The following is a 20,363-nucleotide window of genomic DNA, read 5'->3' as shown; positions in this document are numbered from 1 at the left end:
AATAGCAATTACTACCCTCCTATCCAATTCATCAACCTCTTACCTATTTCTTAACTACCGACGCATCAGCCGCCGCCAGCACGTCGAAGGTGAGCTGAAAGTCGTTGCGGATGGCCTGGTCGCCGAGGCCGGCGAAGAAGCTGGCGGAGTTGTAGCGGATGCCGAAGCGGGTGCGGTCGAGGGTGGCCGTGCCCTGCACCCGCAGCTGCCCGCCGGGCAGGCGACTGATGCGCACCGGGAAGCTTACGGGCTGGGCCACGCCCCGGATAGTGAGCTGCCCGCGGGCCTGGCCGGCGGGGCTGGGCAGCAGGCGCAGCTCGGCCGTCGGGAAGCGGGCCACGTCGAAAAAGTCGGCGCCGCGCAGGTGCTCCTGCAGCTGGGCGTTGTCGTGGCGCAGGGCCGTGAGGTCGACGACGAAGTGGCCGCCGCGCAGGCGGGTACCGTCGTACTCGAAGCGGCCGTTGCGCAGGGCCACCGTGCCCGTGGGCGCGTAGCTCCCCACTTCGGCGTGGCCCGTCCAGCTCAGGCGGCTGTCGGCGGGCCGGGCGGTGTAGGCAGTGGTGGCGGGGCGGAAGGCCAGCGCGGCGGTGGCCAGCAACATAATCAGCAGGATTTTCATGGGAAAAGTTGAGTTGGTTCGTCGCAGGATTTGGCCGGCAGAGCCGAGTCCTACGGAAAGGGAATCCGGGCAGCAGCCTACGCTGACCCTCTCACGTGGTGGGGCAATGCGGCCCGCGTTCCAACGCGGGCCGGCAAGCATCGTCCACCGATCCGATACCGGCCCTAGGGGGCGGCAGTCGGGCGCACGGTGGCTTCGGTTTCGAGGAGGCCGTAGCCTTTGTAGAGGCGGCCCTGCTGGTCGCGGGCCAGGATGTACCAGAGCGCGTCGCCGCCGTAGAGGCCGCGGCTGCTGTCGGCGTAGCGGTAGTTTTTCGGGAAGGTGTAGACTTGGCCCTGCCGCAGCTGGCCGCCGGGGCAGCCGAACAACTCGGCAAACTCGGCGGGCGTCTCGCGCATGTTCTGCTGCCAGCCGGCCTCGTTGTACCAGATAAAGCTGCCGCACTCCACGATGGTGAGGTCGGCCACGTCGGCGCGCACCACGGTGCTGTGCTTCCACACGAAGCCGCCGGGCTGCGCGGGGTTGGGCTCGGGGTAGTTGGGGTTGGGCGTGTGCCAGAGCGAGAGGCCCACGGGCAGCTCACGCAGCTTGTCGGGCAGCACGCGGCGGTGGTTGGTCCAGGCAGCGGGCGGCGCTGGCGTTTGGCCGGCGGCGGGCAGGTGCAGCGTCAGCAGCAGGGCCAGCAGCGGAGCGGTAAGGAGGCGGTTCATGGCCGGGTTCGGTTGGGGTTGAACGACGGTCCAAAAGTGGCCCCGCGGCCCCCGCCAAGCGCCCCAGCGGCGGAAGTGGAACGTCCCAAAGCGTGTTTTGGGACTATCTGGGGTAGTGAGGTGAGGAAAAAACGTCGTCCTGAGCAGAGCGAACCGAAGGAAGGCTAAGCCAAGGCCCTGCCTAGCACCCTGCACCGCCGCTACCGACGAAGGGCAGACGCTTTTAGTGGTGGCAAAGTAGGAACGCAGCTGCAGCCCGAATAACCGGGCCGTGGCAGCTGCGCTTTTGTCGTGCTGACGAAGTAGTGTCGGAGCATTGTCACCTGCGGCGGTGCGGTGTGCGAGGAAGGTCCTTCGGCTGCGCCTCAGGATGACGGCCGCTTTCATGACGCTCTTTCTTCTTCCCTACTCTTCCTTTCCCCGGCCAAACTCGCTCGGGGCTACGCCGGTGGCTTGCTTGAAGATGCGGTTGAAGGTGGTCTTGGAGTTGAAGCCGCTTTCAAAGGCAATGCCGAGCAGGGTGAGGCGCTGGGCGTCGTCGGTACGGGCAAGGCGGCGCTGCACTTCGGCCACGCGGTAGCCGTTGACGAGGTCGTTGAAGGACTTGCCGAAGCCCTGGTTGACGGTAAAGGAAATCAGCCGGGCGGGCAGGCCGGTGTGGGCGGCCAGCTCGGCCAGGGTAAGCGTGGGGTTGCGGTAGAGCTGCTCGTCTTCCAAGGCCCGCCGAATGCGCTCCTGCACGGCAGCATCCACCGCGGCCACTTCGCGCGGCGCGGCCAGCGGCGCGGGCACCGGGGCCGGAGCGGCCACTGCTGCTGCTGCGGAGGCGGCCGGTCCGGTGGCGGCAGCGGGGAACTCCGGCTCCGTTTCGGCGGCCTCGAAGTGCACGGCGCGCATGTCGGCCTGGCGCAGGCCCACCACGCCGATGAGCAGCACTACCACGCCCAGCAGCTCGGTGGAGTAGTCGTAGCGGTAGTACAGGCCGCCAAACTCGCGCAGCAGCACCTCGGCCAGCCATTGGGCGCTGACCACGGCCAGCAGCACCAGCAGCACGCGCAGCCAGCGCAGGCGCAGCTGCGAGGTTTCGGAGAAGTTGTCGTCGAGGTAGCGGCCGAAGTGGCGCAGGCGGCGCAAACTCAGGCCGAGGTAGAGCATAAGCGAAACCCAGGTGCCGATAAACTCCAGCCGGTAGGTGTAGGGCCGGTGCACCTGCTCCCAGAACCAGGCCCGGCTGGGGTAATCCGCGAAGCGCAGCGCCAGGTACAGCCCCGCTTGCAGCAGCACCGGTCCGAAGTGCCACAGGTGGCGCGGCTCCAGGCGGAAGTCGTGGTTGGTGAGGCTGCGCACGTAGAAGTACAGCAGCGGCCCAAAGGCGAAGGAATAGTAAATCGGGGCGAAATACCAGTTGGGATTTTGCCCGTAGATGTTGGCCGCGCGGAAAAACCCGTCGAGAATCCACAGGGCAAAGGCCAGCATGAGCAGGGCCAGCAGGCGGTTGGGGCGGCGGTTGTGCGGGGCCGCCCACAGCAGCCCCGCCGCAAACACGGCCTGGGCCATGACGGCCAGCAGCAGCACCACGACGGGCGTAAACGGTATCTGCAAGGGAATGAGGAATGAAGAGCGAAGAAGGAAGAATCGGCTCTTAAAAGCAATTCCTGATTTCCCGGAGCTGTTCACGGGGCCCCGAAACGCCAGACTTGATTAGCGCCACGGCGTGCGGGCCATATCCTGGGCTGGTTCCGCAACCCGGGTTCCTGCCCCTTATTCCGTGGCGTCGCGGTAGCGGAACTGGTGGCTGAGGCCCGAATAGGGGCGGCCGTCCAGCTCGGCGTAGGGGTACACGAAGTAGTTCAGCGGCTCGCCCTGCTGGGGCGGCGTCAGCGTCAGGTCGCGGCCGCGGGTCAGCTCCACCCGGTTTTCGTCGTGGTGGCCGAAGAAGTACTCGCGCTTGTCGGGGTTCTTGGCCGCCTCGGAGGCGTCGATGGGCACCCAGCCGGTGGTTTTGGTGTAGAACTCGGCCCAGCAGTGGTAGCCCTTCACCTCGCCCTGCCCGCGCTCCGCGGGCAGCGGCAGGCCGATGCTGAAGCGGGCCGGAATGCCCAGCGCCCGGCAGTAGCCGATAAACAGGGCGTGAAAGTCGGTGCAGTTGCCGCGGCGGGCGTCGCAGGCGTAGTAAATGTCGCCGCGGCCCCAGCCCTGCCCGCTCTTGTCGTACTTCACGGTGCCCACCACGTGGTTGTAGATGGCGCGGGCCTGTTCCAACTCGGTGCGGGCGCCGGCCTGGGCCACCACGCGCCGGGCCCACACCCGGATGGAGTCGTCGAGGGGCACGAGGCGGTCGGGGGCCAGCCAGCGGTTGAGGTCGGGGTCGGCTGCTTCTTTGGGGGCTTTGCGGCCGGGCGCCGGGGGCAGCAGCGGGTTGGTGTGCTCCCGGCGCGTCACCTGGCAGTGCAGGGCCACGGTAAACGGCTGGGCCGACGCCGGGCTCAGGCGCAGGTGCAGGACGCGGTTGCCGTACTGCCCGGGGCGAATATCAAAGGGATACGGCGAGTCGATTTTCAGCTCGCGGATGTCCTGCGAGGCGTCGTCGTGGGGCACGGGCAGCCACAAATCGAGGGCCCGGGCTCCGGCCGGGGCGGCGGCCACGGTGGCCTGGTAATCGAGGGCAAAGGTGCGCACGCACGGCACCACGGGCGCGGCGGGTTGGGCAGCGGTGAGCATCAGCAGCGAAGTACAGGTGACGAGCAGCCCGGCGCGGGCCCGCCCCACCGAGAAACGGATGGACATGGTTAGGTAGACCGTCGAGCGGGGGCAGAAGTTTGGCCGGCGCGCGAAAACAGCGGACAAAGGTACCGCGTCGTAGCGCGAACAACGTGCTGCCGCGGCTTTCCTGCTAATTTCCGCCGCCCGATGAAGCCCACTGCCCCGCCCGTCCTCGCCCTCGACTCATTTCCCGCCCCCGCGCTGCCGCGGCCTTATTACGTGGCCGGGCTGGCCGAGCACCTGGCCCGCTTTCCGCACGTACGCGCGCCGCACGCCCACGACTTCTACCTGCTCATCTACGTCACCCAGGGCCGGGGCACGCACACCATCGACCAGGTAAGCTACGCGCTGGAGCCGGGCAGCGTGTTTTTTCTGGCGCCGGGGCAGGTGCACCACTGGCAGCTGCCGCCCGAGGCCGACGGCTACGTGGTGTTTTTCAGCGCCGAGTTCTACCTGTTCCGCTACCCCGGCCCGCGCCTCTACGAGTACCCCTTCTTCGACGGCCGCCACCCGCCGGTGCTCTACCTGCCCGCCCCCGACGAGCCGGCCCTGCTGCCGCTGCTGCGCCGCCTGCACGCCGAAACCCGCACGGCCCAGCCCCAGCAGGACGAGGTGGTGCGCGCCTATCTGCTGCTGACGCTGGAGCTGGCGGCCCGGCAGTTCGGGGCCGAGGCCAGCGGCGGGGCGGCCCTGGCCCAGCAGCAGGTGCGGCAGTTCGGGGCCTTGCTGAACCAGCATTTTCGCACCCGGCGCACCGTGCAGGAGTACGCCGAGCTGCTGCACCTGACGGCGGGTCACCTGAACGCCGTGTGCCGCCGCGTGCTCAACAAAACGGCCAGCGCCCTCATTCACGAGCGGGTGGTGGTGGAGGCCCAGCGCCTGCTCACGCACTCGGCCCTGTCGGTGGCACAAGTGGCCCACGAGCTGGGCTTCGACGACGCGAGCTATTTCGGGCGCTATTTCCGCAAGTACGCCGGCCAGCCGCCCGAGCAGTACCGCCAGCAGCGGTGATTTGTACCGGACTTGCCCGGAAGTAGTCCGCAATGGCCGAGCGCCGCCCTGGTAACTTTGCCGTAGAAACAAAGCCGCCGCCCACTCGCGGCGGCTGGCCCCGCCCCGGGCGGTGCTCGTTCCGTCAACTTTTCCGCCGCTTTGTTATGGCTACTGAATCGTCCACCCAGTCGTTGCTGCAGCTCAAGTGCCCGCGCTGCCACGAGGGGCCGCTGTTTACCCATTCGGCCCTGAACGTGGCCCACTTCGCCGACATGCCCGCCCACTGCCCCGTGTGCGCGCAGACCTACGAGCCCGAGCCCGGGTTCTACTACGGGGCCATGTACATCAGCTTCGGCTTTGCCGTGGCCGTGTTTGCCCTGGTCGGCGTGGTGCTCTACTACCTGGCCGGCGACCCGCCGCTGTGGGCCTACATCGTGTCGGTGGCCGTCGTCACGCTGCTGACCACCCCGCTGGTGTACCGCTACTCCCGCGCCCTGATGCTGTATTTGTTTGGGGGCGTGAGCTACGCGCCGCGCGGGGCCCGGCCGGCCAATCCGCGTAGCACGGACCGGTAGGCCTCAGCGCAAGGTCAGCCGCTTGTACACGGTGTGCTCCAGGTTCGGGCCGACTTTGGCCTGTACGTCCAGCGTGCGGTTGTCGCGCCAGGCCAGGCGCTGCGGCTCCCAGCCGTCGGGGCGCAGCGTTACCAGCGGCGTCAGCCGGCCCGGCGTCACCTGAAATACCTGCACGCCGTTGGGCACGGCGCTGTATTCCAGCCCGGCCGAGTAGGTAGCTACCCGCTGCTGGTTGGGCGAGAACTGCGGCCGGTTCCAGAGACGCGTCACCGCCCCAGTATCGTACGACACGAGCCACCACTCGGTGCTTTCGTAGTACGTGACTTCGACGAGGTGCAGCCGCACGGCGGCCAGGTAGCCGTGGTGCTGGTAGCCCACCTGGCCGTCGAAATCGGTGTGCTGGTGGTAGTCGCGCAGGGTTTTGGCGCCGCTGCGCAGGGGCAGCGTGAGCGTGCCGCGCCGCTTGGCTACCACCTGCGTCAGGGGCCAGGGCAGGCGCAGCAGCGTATCGGCGGCCGAGGGCGCGGCAGCGGCGGCCGTGATGGTTTCCAGCCGGTAGGCGGGAGCGGTTTGGGGCGGGGTGGTCTGGCTCGGGGCCGCGACGCTGCCGGCCAGCAGCCCCGGGAGAAGTAGCAGGCGCATCGGCGGCCAAAGAAACGGCGGCGGGCGGGTCGGCGCGAGCCCTACTCCAACCTCAACCGCGGATTTCCGTTTAAGCTAGGCATCGGCCCGCCCGAACGGGCAGGCCGGTTTCAACCAAGACTCGACCTAGCCATGAAAAAGCTCCTCGTACTTGCCGCTCTGCTGGCCACCGGCGCTACCGCCGCCACTGCCCAGACCCGCACCACGACGACCACCCAGCAAACCACCACTACCCCGGCTACGCCCGCCCCGGCCCCGGTAATCGTGCAGCCCGCCCCGGCCTCCACGACCACCGAAACCACCACCACGACGGTGGAATCGACCACGACGGGCGGCTCCAGCATCCAGACGCAAGCCGGCTCCGGCGTGACGCAGAGCACCGTGTCGCCCCGCACCGACGACGTGAAGGTGAAAGACAAGCGCCGCAAGTCGAAAGCCAAAATGGACGACTAAGCCCCGGCTTATCCCCCGATACGCGAAGCGCCCGACGTAGCCTTACGTCGGGCGCTTCCGTTTTAACGACGGCTGCGGCCTCAGCGCAGCCGGTACACCACGCCCAGGCGCCACACCTGCGCGTAGGCCTCGTTGACGCCGCCCACCCAGCTGCGGCGGTAGTTGGTCAGGCCGTGGGAGTAGCCCAGGCTCAGCCCGGCGCGCTTGTAGTAGGTGGTCAGGTTCAGCCGGGGGCGCACGTCCAGGCCCGGCTGAGGCCGCTCCAGGTTACTGCTTAGGGTTTGTCCTTGCTCATCGGTGGCCCGGCCTTTTTCTTGGCTGTGCAGCAGCAGGCCCAGGTCGGCCCCGGCGCTTACGTCCACGCTCAGCGCCTTGCCCAATCCGAAGCGCCGCCCCACGAACGGGTGCACGTTGACAAACTCGTTGATGAGGTGGGTGCGGCCGCTGAGCGTGGGCAGGTAATCGGCCCCCGAGTAGTAGAGCAGCACCAGGCCGGCTACGAGCGGCTGCGCAGCCGCTCGTAGCCGGCCTGCAGCCCCAGCAGCAGCCGGCCCTTGGTGACGCGCTGCTGCTGCAGGGCTACCCCGTACGACAGGCCCGGCCGGGCGCCGTAGGGGTTGTTGGTGTAGCCGGTGCTGCCTGTTGGACTGACAACGTTTGTCCGGTACATATTCAATATCGACGCCCGCTCGGCCGAGGCGCCGCGGAAGTTGAAGCCGCCGCCGGTCAGGTGCGCCGAGGTTTCCCAGGCCTGCGCCTGCGCGGTGGTAGCCAGGCCGGCCAAGGCGCCGATAAGTAAAAGCTGCCGCATAATACGTGGAGGTTGATTGAAATGAGCTAATCAGAAGTAGGCACCCGCTGCCCGCGGGCTCCGCTGGCAGGAGCCCGAACGGGGGCCGATGGTTGCAGCGGAACCGGCGGTTTTTGGCCGCCGCCCGGGCCAGCCGCCGCGGCCCGCCGCAATTATCTGCCGCCCGGGCCGCGGCGCAAGCTATTCTGCCCGATATTGCGGCCATGACTGCACCCGCGCCTTTACCCTTTCTGGTAATCGACTTCGACAGCACCTTTACCCAGGTAGAAGCCCTGGACGAGCTGGCCGACATTGCCCTCCGCGGCCGCCCCGAGCGCGCCCAGGTAGTGGCCGACATCAAAGCCCTGACCGACGCGGGCATGGACGGCTCCCTCTCCTTTAGTGAGTCGCTGAAACGGCGCATTGCCCTGCTGCCCGCCCGCCGGGAGCACCTCGACGAGCTGGTGCAGCACCTGCGCACCAAGGTATCGGACAGCATCCGGCGCAACCAGGCGTTTTTTCACGAGCACGCGCCGGGCCGCATCTACATCGTCAGCAGCGGCTTCCGCGAGTTTATCGTGCCGGTGGTGGCCGAGTTCGGCATTCCGGCCGAGCAGGTGCTGGCCAACACCTTCACCTTCGACGAGGCCGGCAACATCACCGGCTTCGACCCCACGAACCCGCTCAGCCAGGACGGCGGCAAAATCCGGCAGCTGGAACAAATGGGCCTGGAAGGGGCCGAAGTGTACGTGCTCGGCGACGGTATTACCGACTACCAGATCCGCGAAGCCGGCATGGCGCACCGCTTTTATGCCTTCACCGAAAACGTGGCCCGGCCCGCCGTGGTGGCCAACGCCGACAAGATTGCGCCCACCTTCGACGAATTCCTCTACCAGAATAAGCTCCCGATGACCCTCTCCTACCCCAAGAACCGCATCAAGGCTCTGCTGCTCGAAAACATCGAACCCACCGCCGAGCGGCTGTTCCGGGAGGAGGGCTACCAGGTGGAAATCGTGCCGGGCGGGCTGGATGAGGAGGAGCTGATGGCGCGCATCGAGGGCGTGAGCATCCTGGGCATCCGCTCCAAGACGCAGGTGACGCCGCGGGTGCTGGAGCGGGCCAACCGCCTCATTGCCGTGGGCGCCTTCTGCATCGGCACCAACCAAATTGACCTCGTGGGCTGCATGCAGCGCGGCATTGCCGTGTTCAACGCGCCCTTCTCCAACACCCGCTCGGTGGTGGAGCTGACCATCAGCGAAATCATCAGTCTGGCCCGCCGCCTGCCCGTCAAGAGCGAGAAGATGCACCGGGGCGAGTGGGACAAGTCGGCCGCCGGGGCCTTTGAGGTGCGCGGCAAGAAGCTGGGCATCGTGGGCTACGGCAACATCGGGGCCCAGCTGTCGGTGCTGGCCGAAAACCTGGGCATGCAGGTGCTCTACTTCGACATTGCCGAGAAGCTGCAGCTGGGCAACGCGGTGAAGTGCCGCACCCTCACCGAGCTGCTGCAACAGGCCGACGTGGTGACCCTGCACGTGGACGGGCGCAAGGAAAACACCAACCTCATCGGCGCCGCCGAGCTGGCCCAGATGAAGCCCGGCGCTCTGCTCATCAACAACGCCCGCGGCCACGTCGTCGACGTGCCGGCCCTGGCCGAGGCTCTGCGCAGCGGCCACCTGGGTGGCGCCGCCGTCGACGTGTTTCCGTACGAGCCTAAGACCAACGCCGAGACATTTGAGAACGAGCTGCGGGGCCTGTCGAACGTGCTGCTTTCGCCCCACATCGGCGGCAGCACGGCCGAGGCCCAACGCAACATCGCCGAGTTTGTGCCGGAGCGCATCATGCAGTACATCAACACCGGCAACACCCAACAGAGCGTGAACCTGCCCAACCTGCGGCTGCCGGCCCAGCAGGATGCCCACCGCCTGATTCACATCCACGCCAACGTGCCCGGCGTGCTGGCCCGCATCAACAACGTGCTGGCCGCCCACCAGGTAAACATCCTCGGCCAGTACCTGAAGACCAACGAGCACATCGGCTACGTGATTACCGACGTGAACCGCGAGTACGACCAGGAAGTCATCAAGGCCCTGCGCGAGGTGGAGCACACCATCAAGTTCCGGGTGCTGTACTAAGCCGTAGCATGGCGACAAAGCGGCTGACCCACCGTCAACGGGCGCAGCAGTACCTGCGCGAAGCCAAGGCCGCCGGCAATGCCGCGCTGGCCGAGGAATTCGGGCAGGTACTGCACGAGCTGGAGCAGCCGCGGAAGAAGGCCGTCGGGCTGCTGATGAAGCGGCTGGCGGCCACGCCCCACTTCGAAACCAAGTACTTTATCAGCCGGTTGTTCGAAACCGTGCAGGACGAGCGGGTACTGCGGCCGCTGATGCGGGCCATTGCCGACCCCGCCAACGCGGGCTACACCGCCAACTTCATCTGGGCCTGCAGCGCCTACGACTGCACCCGGCACCTGCCCTTCTTCGTGCGCCTGCTGCTCCATAGCACCGACCCGGGCGAGCCAGTAGTAGCCTGCCTGCATGTCTTGGACTACATGCAGGGGCCATTCGAACCGGCTACGCTGAAGCGCTGCGTCGCGCAGTTGCTGCGGCGCAACGGTCCGCGGCTGGTAACTGATTCCACGTTGTATTTACAGGACGAGCTGTTTACCACCCAGGCCGCTCACATCCTGCTCGACAAGTACTTTACGCAGGTAGATAAGGCTTATAAGATGCGGCCGTAAGCTGCTTTTTCACTTTCGATGACGCCCTTCGAGCTGCACCTGACCACTGCCCCGCTGCCCGACGACCAACTCGATGGCTTCGTGGCGCTGTGCCGACAGCTCGACGCCAAGCCCCTGCTCATCGAGCTGGCGCGGGGCGCCGTCATGCAGCAGCCCATGCTCAGCAAGGTGCAGCCCTTGCCCGACCTACCCGCCGCCCTGGCCCTGGCCGCCGCCGATGCCCGGCAGCTCCAAGCGGGCGGCTTCGCGGTGCAGCGCGTCAAAATCGAGGTGCCGCTGGCGGGCGGCCACCTGGCCACGCCCGGGGCCGGCGCGGCCTACCAGCCCTACTTCGAGTGGCACGGCAAGGTGGCCTACGAGCGGGCGGCGGAGCTGCTGGCCCTGTGCCAGCGGCACGGGGCGCACCTTTCGGCCAATGGCCTGCGCGACGCCGCCGGCACCCGCATTGTGACCCTGCGCGAGTACGGCACCCAGGCCACCTTCGAGGCCCGCGTGGCCGCGCTGACGCGGGCCCTGCAGGCCAGCTGGCCGGTGCAGAAAAGCCAGGCCGAGTGCTGCCTCTACGACAGCAACGCCGGGCTGGACCGCGGCTGGCTCACTACCTGATTACCTTGGTCCCTTATGCAGCTATCCGACGATAAACGCCGCGAAATCATCGTGTACGAGGCCTTTCTGCGCCGGGCCGCCCAGCTGGAGCTGCCCTTCCTGCTCAAGGGTAGCTACGTCACGCGGCAGTACTTCGACGACCCCGCCGACCGCCTGCCCGGCGACATGGACTGGCTCTGCCTGGAGCACCTGCCCGACGCGGCCGCGGCCCAGCAGACCCTCAACGACTGGGCCACCCGCGTGACCGAGCTGGACCTCGGCGACGGGGTGCGCTTCCGCAGCTTCCGCGAAAACGCGTTCTGGCGCATGATTGATTACGCCATGGCCGACGATTTTCCCACCGTCAATACCGACCTGGGCTACTGGCTCGGCGACGGGGAGTTGCAGGAGCTGCCGCTGGACGTATCGTTCAACCTGCCGCTGAGCGTGCCGAGCGTGCCGCTGCGCTACCAGCCGCTGCAGGGCGCCCCGTTCGTGGTGCCATATTCCGCCCCGCTGGCCCTGCAGGTAGCCTGGAAAATTCACCAGACGCTGGTACGCCCGCGCTTCAAGGACTTGTTCGACCTGCTGCACCTGCTGGGCCACGCCACTTATACCGCCGCCGTCCGCCAGCAAACCCTGCAGGCCCTGCTGGCCGAGTGCCGCGCCGATGGCACCGACCCCGGCCGCCTGCACTGGCTGGTGGAAGGCCGCCTCGAACGGCTATTTGCCGACCCCAGCGCCGAGGCCGCCTGGAACTACTGGCGGCACGGCCTGCGCGGCCCGCGCCAGTACTGGTACGTTGAAACGGCCCCAACTATCATCAACGTCAGCACCCTGCCCGAGACGCTGCCCGACTTCGCGGCGCAGGTGCGGGCAGCGTTTGAGGCGGCGGGTTTCGGGGCGGAGCTGGCCGCGGTGCCCCGGCCCAGCTGGCTGCCGGCCGCCGTGGCCACCCAAACGGCTACCCTACGCTACCACGCCGGCAACACCCTCGACAAGGCCGCTGCCCGGCACTGGAGCCTGCTCGACCGGATCTGGCAGTGGTTTAAGTAAATACCTGATTCTATGCTCCTGTTCACCGCTCCGCCCCCTGCCCCTCCCCTGCCCGCCTGGGCCGAAGCCCGCTGGCAGGCCGCCGGCCTGGGCCGCAGCTACACCCGCACGGCCTACCTGCAGCCCGCCACCCAGCAAGCCGACTTCGACGGGGACGGCAAAACCGACGTGGCCGTACTGGTGACGGACCGGCAGCAGCGCCGCGGCATCGTGGTGCTGCACCAGGGCAAGGCCGCGCCGGTGGTGCTGGGCGCCGGCCGCCGCTTCGGCAACGGTGGCGACAATTTCAGCTGGCTCACGGAGTGGAAGCTGTACCGGGCCAAAACCGCCGAAGTCACCCGCACGCAGCCCAACGGCGACCTGGCCGGCACCCGCACCGTGCCACTGCGGCGGCCCGGTCTGCTCATTTTGGCCACCGACGAGCAGTATTCGGGCGGGCTGGTGTACTGGGACGGGCGGCGCTACACCTGGCTGCAGCAGGGCGACTAGAACGATGCCCCGGCTACGCTGCCCCTGGCCGCCGCAGCAGCGTAGCGGCAGTAGCGCCGGCCGCCTTATCTTGACCGCACGTTTTCGATTCCCTTCCATTCTATCCTTGATGCGACATCGTATGCTGTGGCTGGCCCTGCTGAGTGCCGGCACCGTCCGGGCCCAGAGCCCGGTCAACTTCACCATCAAAGGGCAGCTCGGCCCGCTTAGCGGCCCGGCGAAAGTGTACCTGCGCCGCGAGGGACTCTTCCAGGGCGCCATTACCGATTCGGCCCGGGTGAAAGACGGCGCCTTCGTGCTGCGCGGCACCACCCCGACGCCGGGGCGGGCCCGCCTGGTGCTGGTGCTGGCCGGCAAGCGGCGGCGTCTGCTCACTGGCCAGGCCGACCAGCTGCGCCTGTACCTGGAGCCGGGCACACTCACGCTCAGCAGCCCCGATTCGCTTACCCACGCCGCCCTCGTCGGGGGCCCGCTGAACACCGAGTACCAGGCTTTGCAACGCCAGCTTACCCCCGTACAGGCGCCCCTGGATGTCCTGCTGGCCGAGTACTACGCCACGCCCCCGGCCCAGCGGGAAGCCACGGGCGTACTCCGGCGCCTGAACACGCAGCAGAAGCTCACCGAGCCCGTCGTCAAATCCCTGCAGACTGGTTTTGTGCAGGAGCATCCGCGCAGCCTCATCAGCCTCGACGTGATTCAGGACCTGGCCGGCCCCATCCCGACCTACGAGGCCGTTGGGCCGCTGTTTCTGAACCTGGATGCCAGCGTGCAGAATACGCCGCAGGGCCTGGCCTTCGCCAAGCAGCTGCTGGCCCTGAAACGGGTGGCCGTGGGAGCTACGGCTCCGGCTTTCAGCCTGCCGACCGCCGATGGCCGGACGGTGGCGCTGGCCGATTACCGCGGCAAGTACGTGCTGGTCGATTTCTGGGCCAGCTGGTGCGGCCCCTGCCGCCGCGACAACCCCAACCTGGTGCGCTCCTACCGGCAATTCCGCCCGCGCAACTTCGAAGTGGTCGGCATTTCGCTCGACACGGCCGCCGACCGCGCCAAGTGGCTCAAGGCCGTGCAGGACGACCAGCTGCCCTGGACGCAGGTGTGGGCACCCGAAGGCTGGAACCAGGGCGTGGCCCCGCTCTACAACGTGCGCGCCATTCCGCAGAACTTCCTGCTCGACCCGGCGGGCCGCATTATTGCCACCAACCTGCACGGCGCGGAGCTGCAAAGCACCCTGGCCCGCGTGCTGCCGGCCGCCCCGTAGCGCCGGGCCGGCCCTACCGCACAAAAACAGCATCGGCAGCCCCACAAGAGGCCGCCGATGCTGTTTTTTATACAAGCAGATGGTTTACTCGCCCGCCGGGGCCGGGGCGTCGGCCGGGCGCTGCTTGCGCAGCTGCAGCTGCTCGCGGGTCGTCACGGTGCCCACGGTCATGCGCAGGTTGTAGTCGCCCGGGGGCAGGCCGGTGAAGTCCAGGGTCTGGTGGTGGGCACCGGCGTTCTGGCGGCGGTAGTCCGACACGCGCACCGGGGCCCCGTTCTGGTTGTAGAGCACCCAGCCCATCGGAATGGCCTCGGGCAGCTCGTAGCGCAGCTGCACCACGCCGTTGGAGGGGTTGGGGTAGATGCTCATCTTGTGAGCCCCGACGCCGGGCCGGGCGCCGGCCATGATGAGCGGAGCGGGCGTTTCTTCCTGCACCGGGGTGAGCTTCCACATCTGGCCTTCCTTGCCGCTGTAGCGCCACTGCACGATGCCGTCTATCGAGTCGCGGATGCTCAGGGCCTTGTTGCTGTGCTTGGCCAGCAGCTTGTAGTAGCCGTTTTCGGTCGGCTCAATCTTCCACAGCTGGTTGTTGCCGCTGTAGTAGGTCCACACGTTCATGGGGGTGCCGTTGGAGGTCGACGAGCCCAGCACTTCCAGCACCTTGTTGTTGCCGGGCACCAGCAGGCGGTAGTAGCCGTTGCCCAGGCTTTCGATGCGCCACTGCGGGGCTTCGCTGCGGGCGCCGGGGGCCGTTACGCCGGCATCCTGGTAGGCGCGGCTGTTGGGGCGCGAGGGGTCGAGCACCTGCAGGGGCTGGCCGGTGGTGCGCGAGGTCAGCACGTACACGCCGGGCTCCACGATGGCCGGGGCGTCCGGGGCGTTGGCGGCGGCTTTATCGGCGGCGGCCTTGGCGCGGGCGGCGGCGCGGGCCTCGGCCTGGGCGGTTTTATCGGCCTGGGCCTGCGCGGCCTTGTCGGCGGCGGCTTTTTCCGCCGCGGCCTTCTCGGCCTCCACTACCTTGGCGCTGGCCTTATCGGCCTTGGCTTCGGCTTTGGCGACTTTGTTTTCGGCCTTATCCAGCCGGTTTTCGGCTTTGGCTTCGGCCTTGGCTATTTTGTTTTCGGCCTTGTCCACCTCCGCGCTGGCCTTGGCGACGGGCTTGGGCGCCGCCGGGGCCGGGGCCGCGGCTACCGGCTCGGGGGCCGTGGGCATCCCTTCCCCTTCCAGCGGGTAGAGGTAGCTGGTCGGGATGAGCTGGGGCGCCTGCCCGGGACCGGCCCACTGCAGCTGCAGGTGGGCGTCGCCGTCGGCTTCGGCAAATTCCAGCTTGATGGTAGCTTTTTCGCCAGCGGCCAGGCCCACGGTGCCCTCGGCGTTCTTTTTCTTGCCGTTCCAGGTGTCGAGCACCACCTTGCCGTTGATCCACAGGCGCACCTCGTCGTCGGTGCGGGCCACGAAGCGGTAGTTGCCGGTGCCGGGGGCGGCCACCAGTCCTTCCCAGCGCACCGAGAAGTTGTCTTCGGGCACGCCGGGCGCCGGGGCGGCCATGCCCCAGCGGAAGTCGATGCTGGGGTCGACGCGCCGCAGGACGGGCGCCCCGGCCAGCGTGCCGTTGGTATAGTACGAAGCCGTCAGGCCCGTGCCGGTACCCGTCCGGTCCGAAGCGTCGTCGGGGCGGCCGGGGCCGGGGGCCGCAGTCAGGTTTATGATTCCGGAGCTGAGACCGGCCACCAGCGAGCAGAGTATCAGTCTACGCACGACATCTGGGGGTTGAGGGGGAGTGATACTACCGGCTGAGCGCCGGACTTGGGACTACGGGAGCCGCTGGGTGAAACGGGTACACCGGAGCCGTGGCATGAATCTACGGCAAATCGGGCATCCGTGCCAGCCCTGAGCCGAATTGCGGGCAAGTTTTTGCACTTTTTCCCGGCATTGGCTAACTGTATCCGGTCAGGTGCCAAATCGGGCCACCGCTTTTTGCACCCCAAACGCCGCTGCCCCCCGGCCCCGCCCGGGATGAAACGGGCAGGCCGGGGGCCAGGGCGCAGGCGCAGGCGGGTGGCGTTAGCGGTGCGAAATGCGCTGGGTAGTGGTGCCGGCGGCAGTGGTCAGGCGCAGCACGTAGATGCCGGGGGCCAGGCCGGGCAGGCTCAGGCGCTGCGGGGCGGCCTGCGGCTGCAGCGGGGCACTCAGTACGGGCTGGCCGGTGAGCGTGGTCAGCACGGCGGTGGCGGGCTGGGGCTCGGTGCCGGCCGGCAGGGCCACGTACAGCTCGTCGGCGAAGGGGTTGGGGTAGGCCGTGCAGCTGGCGGCGGCCGCGCCGGCTACCGTCACGGCTACCACCGGCGAGTACTCGGTGCTGCCGTCGCGGTCGACCTGGCGCAGGCGGTAGTAGCGGCTGGCGGCGCCCGGCGTAAAAGGCGTGGAAACCCTCGACAAGAAGGAGCACAAAGCCACCGTGACCATGGGCGTCGGTGAGCGGTTTCTGGTGACGGTGGAGGCCTCCGACCAGCGCGACACGGAGCTGGTGAAATCGGTGGCCCGCAGCCTGGACCTGGGCGGGCTGGCCCGGCGCTAAAGCCCGGCGCCGGCCGGGGCGCTGGGGGGTGGTTTTGGGCGTCCGGGCCGGCCTGCGTAATATTGGTACGGAGCCGCCCGGTTTAGCGCGGCGCCACCGCCCTGTTATCCGATGACGGCTTATACCCCCGGCCTGCACGTACTGGCCACTTTCACGGCGCCGGCCGCGCCCCTCACCGATGCCCCGGCCTGCCAGGCCTTTTTCGACGCGCAGATTACGGAGCGCGGGCTGGTGAAGGTGGGCGAGGCCTACCACACCTTCCCCGGCGGGGGCTTCACGGCCGTGGTGGCCCTCACGGAGTCGCACCTGAGCATCCATACCTGGCCCGAGCACGGTCTGGCTACTTTCGACGTGTTTCTGAGCAATTACCAGCGCGACAACTCCGCCACCGTGCGCGCCCTGTACGCGGCCACGCTGGCCTTTTTCGGGGCCACCGAGCAAAGCAAAACCGAAGTGCGCCGATGAGCCTGACCGACGCCCAACGCGACTTAGCGGCCGCGGGCCAACTTGATTGCCCCACGTGCCATAAAGCATTTCCGTACTACGACGAGGCCAACAGCGTCTTTTTCGCCTGCCCGCATTGCGCCACGTACTTCAAGCTTGAAACCGGCAAGCGCCCCGAAGTGCTGGACCACTTCAAGGCCCCGCACTTTGTGCCCCAGGTACTACCGCTGGGCGCCACAGGTCTGATGCCCGACGGGCGTGAGTACCGCATCGTGGGCTTCATGGCCAAGCACGAGGCCAAATCGATGAACTACCGCTGGGGCGAATACGCCTTGTTCAGCCCGCCGGCGCACTACGCCCAGCTGTCGGTGTTCGAGGGTCACTGGCAGTTTATCCGCCCCGAGGCTGAGCACCGCATCATCCGGCCCAACACCCGCGAGGCGGAGGTGCGCGTGGGCGACGACGTGTACGAGCTGTACAACAAGTACTCCCCGCGCCTGCAGCACGCCGTGGGCGAGTTCAGCTGGAACGCCCGCGACAGTCACCGCCTGATTGTGCAGGAGTTTGTGGCCCCGCCCTACATGCTGGTGCACGAGCAGCTGCACGATACCGCCAGCTGGTTCTGGGCCGAGCACCTGGAGCCCGGGCAGGTGGCCGAGGCCTTCGGGCTGCCGGCTACGGCCATGCCCGACCGCCACGGGGTGGGCGCCATCCAGCCCCCGCCCGGCGACGCTACCTGGAAGCCCCTGCTCACCTTCACGCTGCTCATGGCCTTGGCGGTGGTGCTGGCGCAGGTGTTTATTTCCACCGCCAAATCCCGCCACTGGGTGCTGCAGGAAACCTACAGCACCCAGCCCGATCCGGCGCCCACGGCCGTGGCCGGGCAGGGCGCGGTTATCGTCACGCCCTCGTTTGAGGTGCACGGCCCCACGGCGCTGAACTTCGAGTTGAAGGTGGGGCTAGACAACCAGTGGCTGGAGCTGCCGGTGAACCTGGTAAACGAGCAAACCGGCCAGAGCTGGGAATTCACCAAGACCATCGAGTACTACCACGGCTACGAGGGCGGGGAAAGCTGGAGCGAGGGCAGCACCGAGGGCGACGCCACCCTGCACGACATTCCCTCGGGCCGCTACCATGTGAACCTGTACCCGCAGTCGGAAACCGGCCAGCCGATGATGGTGCAGCTGCGGGTGGAGGAAAATACCCCGCTGCAGTCCAACCTGCTGCTCATGCTCCTGCTGCTCTTCGCCTGGCCCGTCATCCAATACCTGCGCCGCCGCTACCACACCCAGCAGCGCTGGGCCAGCAGCGACTATGGACCTCAGGAGTGACTGAGTGCTTGAGTGACTGAGTGATTGTGCAGGAACGACACTCAGTCACTCAAGCACTCAGTCACTCCATCACCACCAAAGCCATGACCTTTCTCCGCAAACTGGGCCTGTACGCCGTGCTGATGCTGCTGGCCACCGCCGGCTTCGTGTGGGCGGGCCTGCAGGGCCACCGCCTGCTCGGCGACGACAACGAAAGCACCGAAAACCTCAACGGCTCGGCCGGCGCCCGCCGCGGCAGCGGCTACCGCGGCGGCCATTCTTCCTTTTACCACAAGTGAGGGTAGGAGGGTATGGGGGTAGGAGGGCATGAGTTGCAAGTGCTCCTACTTGCCCTGAACTATCCTCCTAAACTCCTACCCTCTTACCCTCCTACCCTTCCCTACATGGAATACCTCAACTTCAAGCTCATTACGGCTTCGGTCGTGTACTCGCTGATTGGCATCGTCATCCTGTTCATCAGCTTTTTCATCTTCGAGAAGCTGACGCCCAAGACGCTCTGGCGCGAAATCATGGAGGAGCACAACAACGCCCTGGCCATCATTGCGGCGGCGTTTATGATTTCGGTGGCCCTGATTATCAGCGCGGCCATTCATGGCTAACGAGCCCGCGCTGCTGGACGCGCCCCCCGAGCCCCCGGGCACCGACCGCCGCCCCGCCGGCCCCGATTACCGCCCCGCTCTGCTGCTGGGCTCGGTGTTCGTCATTGCCACCTGCGGGCTGATTTACGAGCTGATTGCGGGCACCTTGGCCTCCTACCTGCTCGGCGACTCGGTCACGCAGTTTTCCACCATCATCGGGGCTTACCTGTTCTCGATGGGCATCGGCTCGTGGCTTTCGCGCTTCCTCGACGCGCCCTTGCTGCGCTGGTTTATCCGGCTCGAAATCCTGGTGGGGTTGGTGGGCGGTTTCTCGGCCCCACTGCTGTTCGTGCTCTTCGAGTACGTCACCTCCTTTCGCATCATTCTCTACGCCCTGGTGGGGCTGACGGGCGTGCTGGTGGGCCTGGAAATCCCCTTGCTGATGCGCATTCTGGAAAACCGCTTCGAGTTCAAGGAGCTGGTTTCCCGCGTCTTCACCTTCGACTACATCGGCGCCCTGCTGGCCTCGCTGATTTTTCCGCTGGTGCTCGTGCCTCAGCTCGGGCTGATTCGCACGGCCCTGCTGTTCGGGCTGCTGAACGTGGCCGTGGCGGCCGTGGTACTCTACCGTTTCCGCGAAACCCGCCCCTACCGCCGTGGCCTGCTGACGGCCGTGGTTTTGTCCTCCGCGGCCCTGCTGGCCTGCTTCGCGTACGCCGAGCGGGTGCAGGTGTACACCGAGACGCTGGCCTTCCAGGACCAGGTGATTTACAGCAAGAGCACGCCCTACCAGCGCATCGTGCTGACGCGCAACGCCCGCGAGCTGCGCCTGTTTCTGAACGGCAACCTGCAGTTCAGCTCCCTCGACGAGTACCGCTACCACGAGGCCCTGGTGCACCCGGCCATGCAGGCGCTGCCCCAGGCCCGGCGGGTGCTGGTGCTCGGCGGCGGCGACGGGCTGGCCGTACGCGAGCTGCTGAAGTACCCCCGGCTCCAGAGCATCCGCCTCGTCGACCTGGACCCGGGCATGACCGAGCTGTTCCGCCGCAACGAGCTGCTGCTCCGGCTCAACCAACGCTCCTTGCTGCAGCCGAAAGTGCAGGTTATCAGCGCCGACGCCTACCAGTGGGTGCGCCAGGATACCGCCCGCTACGATTTGCTGGTCATCGACTTCCCTGACCCGTCGAACTACAGCATCGGCAAGCTCTACAGCACCGCCTTTTACCGGGAGCTGGACAAGCTGCTGGCCCCGGGCGGCCGGCTGGTGGTGCAGAGCACTTCGCCCTACCTGGCCCGCCGCTCGTTCTGGTGCATTGCCCATACCCTGCAGGCGGCCGGCTTCCACACCATTCCCTACCACCTCTACGTGCCCTCCTTCGGCGAGTGGGGCTACGTGCTGGCCGGCCGCAACGCCCACTGGCGCCCCGACGCCGGCCCGCTCCCCCCGGGCCTGCGCTACGTCACCCCCCAGAGCATCCGACAGATGCTCACCTTCCCGCCCGACATGGCCGAGCTGCCCACCGACGTGAATCAGCTCAACAACCAGGCCCTGGTGCGCTACTTCGAGGAGGACTGGGGTCCCTACACGCACTGATTTTTTTAATGTGCGGAATGTTATTTGAATGTGCGGAAATGTGGGATGAATGTGAAAAATGTGCGGGAATGTGGCGCGGGTAGAAATGTACCGGCTACGCAGCCTGTGACGAACGGGCCATAGGCTGATGTCCGCTTACTACCAGCCCGCAACGCTCATTGACCAAGC

Annotated in this window: 24 protein-coding genes and 2 pseudogenes; 16 read left to right on the top strand and 10 right to left on the bottom strand. The window is 67.2% G+C overall.

Annotated elements, in window-relative coordinates; all coding sequences use genetic code 11:
* Positions 1-43: 43 nt before the first annotated feature.
* From EJV47_RS21415 to EJV47_RS21400, 4 genes are all read right to left on the bottom strand, one after another.
* Positions 44-619, bottom strand: a complete 576-nt coding sequence (locus EJV47_RS21415; protein ID WP_165903866.1) for a YceI family protein — start codon at positions 617-619, stop codon at positions 44-46.
* A 164-nt stretch (positions 620-783) separates the two neighbouring features.
* Positions 784-1,329, bottom strand: a complete 546-nt coding sequence (locus EJV47_RS21410; protein WP_126695256.1) for a hypothetical protein — start codon at positions 1,327-1,329, stop codon at positions 784-786.
* Positions 1,330-1,734: 405 nt separating this feature from the next.
* Positions 1,735-2,931 carry a helix-turn-helix domain-containing protein gene (locus EJV47_RS21405; RefSeq protein WP_126695255.1) on the bottom strand — a complete coding sequence of 399 codons (1,197 nt, stop codon included), beginning with the start codon at positions 2,929-2,931 and terminating at the stop codon, positions 1,735-1,737.
* A gap of 159 nt (positions 2,932-3,090) precedes the next feature.
* On the bottom strand, positions 3,091-4,116 hold the full coding sequence (locus EJV47_RS21400; protein ID WP_243651256.1) for a transglutaminase-like domain-containing protein: 1,026 nt from the start codon (positions 4,114-4,116) through the stop codon (positions 3,091-3,093).
* A 123-nt stretch (positions 4,117-4,239) separates the two neighbouring features.
* Between EJV47_RS21400 and EJV47_RS29165 the strand changes: the two are divergent.
* Positions 4,240-4,434: pseudogene (locus tag EJV47_RS29165) on the top strand (AraC family ligand binding domain-containing protein); the annotation flags it as partial.
* Positions 4,435-4,465: 31 nt separating this feature from the next.
* Here EJV47_RS29165 and EJV47_RS28165 read toward each other — a convergent pair.
* A pseudogene (locus EJV47_RS28165) lies at positions 4,466-4,563 on the bottom strand.
* A gap of 45 nt (positions 4,564-4,608) precedes the next feature.
* Between EJV47_RS28165 and EJV47_RS28160 the strand changes: the two are divergent.
* Positions 4,609-5,103, top strand: a complete 495-nt coding sequence (locus EJV47_RS28160; protein ID WP_165903865.1) for a helix-turn-helix domain-containing protein — start codon at positions 4,609-4,611, stop codon at positions 5,101-5,103.
* Positions 5,104-5,249: 146 nt separating this feature from the next.
* On the top strand, positions 5,250-5,660 hold the full coding sequence (locus tag EJV47_RS21390; RefSeq protein ID WP_243651254.1) for a DUF983 domain-containing protein: 411 nt from the start codon (positions 5,250-5,252) through the stop codon (positions 5,658-5,660).
* A 3-nt stretch (positions 5,661-5,663) separates the two neighbouring features.
* Here the strand turns inward: EJV47_RS21390 and EJV47_RS21385 are convergent, their stop codons facing one another.
* Complete coding sequence (locus EJV47_RS21385; protein WP_126695253.1) at positions 5,664-6,302, bottom strand: hypothetical protein; 639 nt, start codon at positions 6,300-6,302, stop codon at positions 5,664-5,666.
* A gap of 132 nt (positions 6,303-6,434) precedes the next feature.
* Here EJV47_RS21385 and EJV47_RS21380 point away from each other — a divergent pair, with 132 nt between their 5' ends.
* Positions 6,435-6,755 (top strand): hypothetical protein, encoded by a 321-nt coding sequence (locus EJV47_RS21380; RefSeq protein ID WP_126695252.1) that lies wholly within the window; start codon positions 6,435-6,437, stop codon positions 6,753-6,755.
* Positions 6,756-6,835: 80 nt separating this feature from the next.
* Here the strand turns inward: EJV47_RS21380 and EJV47_RS21375 are convergent, their stop codons facing one another.
* Both EJV47_RS21375 and EJV47_RS21370 read right to left on the bottom strand, forming a co-directional pair.
* A complete protein-coding gene (locus tag EJV47_RS21375; RefSeq protein WP_126695251.1) occupies positions 6,836-7,243 on the bottom strand; it encodes a hypothetical protein in 408 nt (135 codons plus the stop codon).
* 8 nt (positions 7,244-7,251) lie between these two features.
* The gene (locus EJV47_RS21370) at positions 7,252-7,566 is read right to left on the bottom strand and encodes a hypothetical protein (RefSeq protein WP_126695250.1); all 315 of its coding nucleotides are present in this window, start codon (positions 7,564-7,566) and stop codon (positions 7,252-7,254) included.
* A gap of 203 nt (positions 7,567-7,769) precedes the next feature.
* On the opposite strand from EJV47_RS21370, the gene serA reads away from it, so the two are divergent.
* From serA to EJV47_RS21340, 6 genes are all read left to right on the top strand, one after another.
* On the top strand, positions 7,770-9,677 hold the full coding sequence (gene serA, locus EJV47_RS21365; RefSeq protein WP_126695249.1) for a phosphoglycerate dehydrogenase: 1,908 nt from the start codon (positions 7,770-7,772) through the stop codon (positions 9,675-9,677).
* Positions 9,678-9,685: 8 nt separating this feature from the next.
* Positions 9,686-10,282, top strand: coding sequence for a hypothetical protein (locus tag EJV47_RS21360; RefSeq protein ID WP_126695248.1), 597 nt, complete (start codon positions 9,686-9,688; stop codon positions 10,280-10,282).
* An 18-nt stretch (positions 10,283-10,300) separates the two neighbouring features.
* Positions 10,301-10,888 (top strand): hypothetical protein, encoded by a 588-nt coding sequence (locus tag EJV47_RS21355; protein ID WP_126695247.1) that lies wholly within the window; start codon positions 10,301-10,303, stop codon positions 10,886-10,888.
* A gap of 15 nt (positions 10,889-10,903) precedes the next feature.
* Positions 10,904-11,923, top strand: coding sequence for a nucleotidyl transferase AbiEii/AbiGii toxin family protein (locus EJV47_RS21350; RefSeq protein ID WP_126695246.1), 1,020 nt, complete (start codon positions 10,904-10,906; stop codon positions 11,921-11,923).
* A gap of 12 nt (positions 11,924-11,935) precedes the next feature.
* Entirely contained in the window at positions 11,936-12,412 is a 477-nt protein-coding gene (locus tag EJV47_RS21345; protein ID WP_126695245.1) for a hypothetical protein, read from the top strand.
* A gap of 109 nt (positions 12,413-12,521) precedes the next feature.
* Positions 12,522-13,670, top strand: a complete 1,149-nt coding sequence (locus EJV47_RS21340) for a TlpA disulfide reductase family protein (protein ID WP_243651267.1) — start codon at positions 12,522-12,524, stop codon at positions 13,668-13,670.
* A gap of 84 nt (positions 13,671-13,754) precedes the next feature.
* Here EJV47_RS21340 and EJV47_RS21335 read toward each other — a convergent pair whose 3' ends face one another.
* Together EJV47_RS21335 and EJV47_RS21330 are read right to left on the bottom strand one after the other, a co-directional pair.
* Positions 13,755-15,428: a PA14 domain-containing protein gene (locus tag EJV47_RS21335; protein ID WP_126695243.1), complete on the bottom strand. Its 1,674-nt coding sequence runs from the start codon at positions 15,426-15,428 to the stop codon at positions 13,755-13,757.
* A gap of 306 nt (positions 15,429-15,734) precedes the next feature.
* The gene (locus EJV47_RS21330; protein ID WP_165903863.1) at positions 15,735-16,109 is read right to left on the bottom strand and encodes a T9SS type A sorting domain-containing protein; all 375 of its coding nucleotides are present in this window, start codon (positions 16,107-16,109) and stop codon (positions 15,735-15,737) included.
* Here EJV47_RS21330 and EJV47_RS28155 point away from each other — a divergent pair.
* The 6 genes from EJV47_RS28155 (at position 16,093) to EJV47_RS21305 (ending at position 20,195) form a co-directional block, all read left to right on the top strand.
* Positions 16,093-16,248 carry a hypothetical protein gene (locus EJV47_RS28155; RefSeq protein WP_165903862.1) on the top strand — a complete coding sequence of 52 codons (156 nt, stop codon included), beginning with the start codon at positions 16,093-16,095 and terminating at the stop codon, positions 16,246-16,248. The two genes, EJV47_RS21330 and EJV47_RS28155, sit on opposite strands and share 17 nt — an antisense overlap.
* Positions 16,249-16,359: 111 nt before the next feature.
* Positions 16,360-16,713, top strand: a complete 354-nt coding sequence (locus tag EJV47_RS21325; RefSeq protein ID WP_126695241.1) for an S-adenosylmethionine decarboxylase family protein — start codon at positions 16,360-16,362, stop codon at positions 16,711-16,713.
* Positions 16,710-18,023, top strand: a complete 1,314-nt coding sequence (locus EJV47_RS21320; protein WP_126695240.1) for a DUF4178 domain-containing protein — start codon at positions 16,710-16,712, stop codon at positions 18,021-18,023. The genes EJV47_RS21325 and EJV47_RS21320 overlap by 4 nt, the downstream gene beginning before the upstream one ends.
* 83 nt (positions 18,024-18,106) lie before the next feature.
* On the top strand, positions 18,107-18,301 hold the full coding sequence (locus EJV47_RS21315) for a hypothetical protein (protein WP_126695239.1): 195 nt from the start codon (positions 18,107-18,109) through the stop codon (positions 18,299-18,301).
* Positions 18,302-18,406: 105 nt separating this feature from the next.
* Entirely contained in the window at positions 18,407-18,622 is a 216-nt protein-coding gene (locus tag EJV47_RS21310; RefSeq protein ID WP_126695238.1) for a DUF350 domain-containing protein, read from the top strand.
* Positions 18,615-20,195: a polyamine aminopropyltransferase gene (locus tag EJV47_RS21305; RefSeq protein WP_126695237.1), complete on the top strand. Its 1,581-nt coding sequence runs from the start codon at positions 18,615-18,617 to the stop codon at positions 20,193-20,195. Before EJV47_RS21310 ends, EJV47_RS21305 begins: the two co-directional genes overlap by 8 nt.
* Positions 20,196-20,363: the final 168 nt, after the last annotated feature.

It is taken from the genome of Hymenobacter gummosus (assembly GCF_003970915.1).
Taxonomy (GTDB): Bacteria; Bacteroidota; Bacteroidia; order Cytophagales; family Hymenobacteraceae; genus Solirubrum; species Solirubrum gummosum.
Note: the sequence above shows the minus strand (reverse complement) of the source record. Positions and strands in the feature narration are given on the sequence as shown.

Coding starts and splice junctions, on each gene's coding strand:
- EJV47_RS21415 (WP_165903866.1), bottom strand. CDS start 619: ATGAAAATCCTGCTGATTATGTTGCTGGCCACCGCCGCGCTGGCCTTC.
- EJV47_RS21385 (WP_126695253.1), bottom strand. CDS start 6,302: ATGCGCCTGCTACTTCTCCCGGGGCTGCTGGCCGGCAGCGTCGCGGCC.
- EJV47_RS21400 (WP_243651256.1), bottom strand. CDS start 4,116: ATGTCCATCCGTTTCTCGGTGGGGCGGGCCCGCGCCGGGCTGCTCGTC.
- EJV47_RS21320 (WP_126695240.1), top strand. CDS start 16,710: ATGAGCCTGACCGACGCCCAACGCGACTTAGCGGCCGCGGGCCAACTT.
- EJV47_RS21355 (WP_126695247.1), top strand. CDS start 10,301: ATGACGCCCTTCGAGCTGCACCTGACCACTGCCCCGCTGCCCGACGAC.
- EJV47_RS21305 (WP_126695237.1), top strand. CDS start 18,615: ATGGCTAACGAGCCCGCGCTGCTGGACGCGCCCCCCGAGCCCCCGGGC.
- EJV47_RS21410 (WP_126695256.1), bottom strand. CDS start 1,329: ATGAACCGCCTCCTTACCGCTCCGCTGCTGGCCCTGCTGCTGACGCTG.
- EJV47_RS21390 (WP_243651254.1), top strand. CDS start 5,250: ATGGCTACTGAATCGTCCACCCAGTCGTTGCTGCAGCTCAAGTGCCCG.
- serA (WP_126695249.1), top strand. CDS start 7,770: ATGACTGCACCCGCGCCTTTACCCTTTCTGGTAATCGACTTCGACAGC.
- EJV47_RS21325 (WP_126695241.1), top strand. CDS start 16,360: ATGACGGCTTATACCCCCGGCCTGCACGTACTGGCCACTTTCACGGCG.
- EJV47_RS21315 (WP_126695239.1), top strand. CDS start 18,107: ATGACCTTTCTCCGCAAACTGGGCCTGTACGCCGTGCTGATGCTGCTG.
- EJV47_RS21310 (WP_126695238.1), top strand. CDS start 18,407: ATGGAATACCTCAACTTCAAGCTCATTACGGCTTCGGTCGTGTACTCG.
- EJV47_RS21340 (WP_243651267.1), top strand. CDS start 12,522: ATGCGACATCGTATGCTGTGGCTGGCCCTGCTGAGTGCCGGCACCGTC.
- EJV47_RS21350 (WP_126695246.1), top strand. CDS start 10,904: ATGCAGCTATCCGACGATAAACGCCGCGAAATCATCGTGTACGAGGCC.
- EJV47_RS21360 (WP_126695248.1), top strand. CDS start 9,686: ATGGCGACAAAGCGGCTGACCCACCGTCAACGGGCGCAGCAGTACCTG.
- EJV47_RS21345 (WP_126695245.1), top strand. CDS start 11,936: ATGCTCCTGTTCACCGCTCCGCCCCCTGCCCCTCCCCTGCCCGCCTGG.
- EJV47_RS21370 (WP_126695250.1), bottom strand. CDS start 7,566: ATGCGGCAGCTTTTACTTATCGGCGCCTTGGCCGGCCTGGCTACCACC.
- EJV47_RS21380 (WP_126695252.1), top strand. CDS start 6,435: ATGAAAAAGCTCCTCGTACTTGCCGCTCTGCTGGCCACCGGCGCTACC.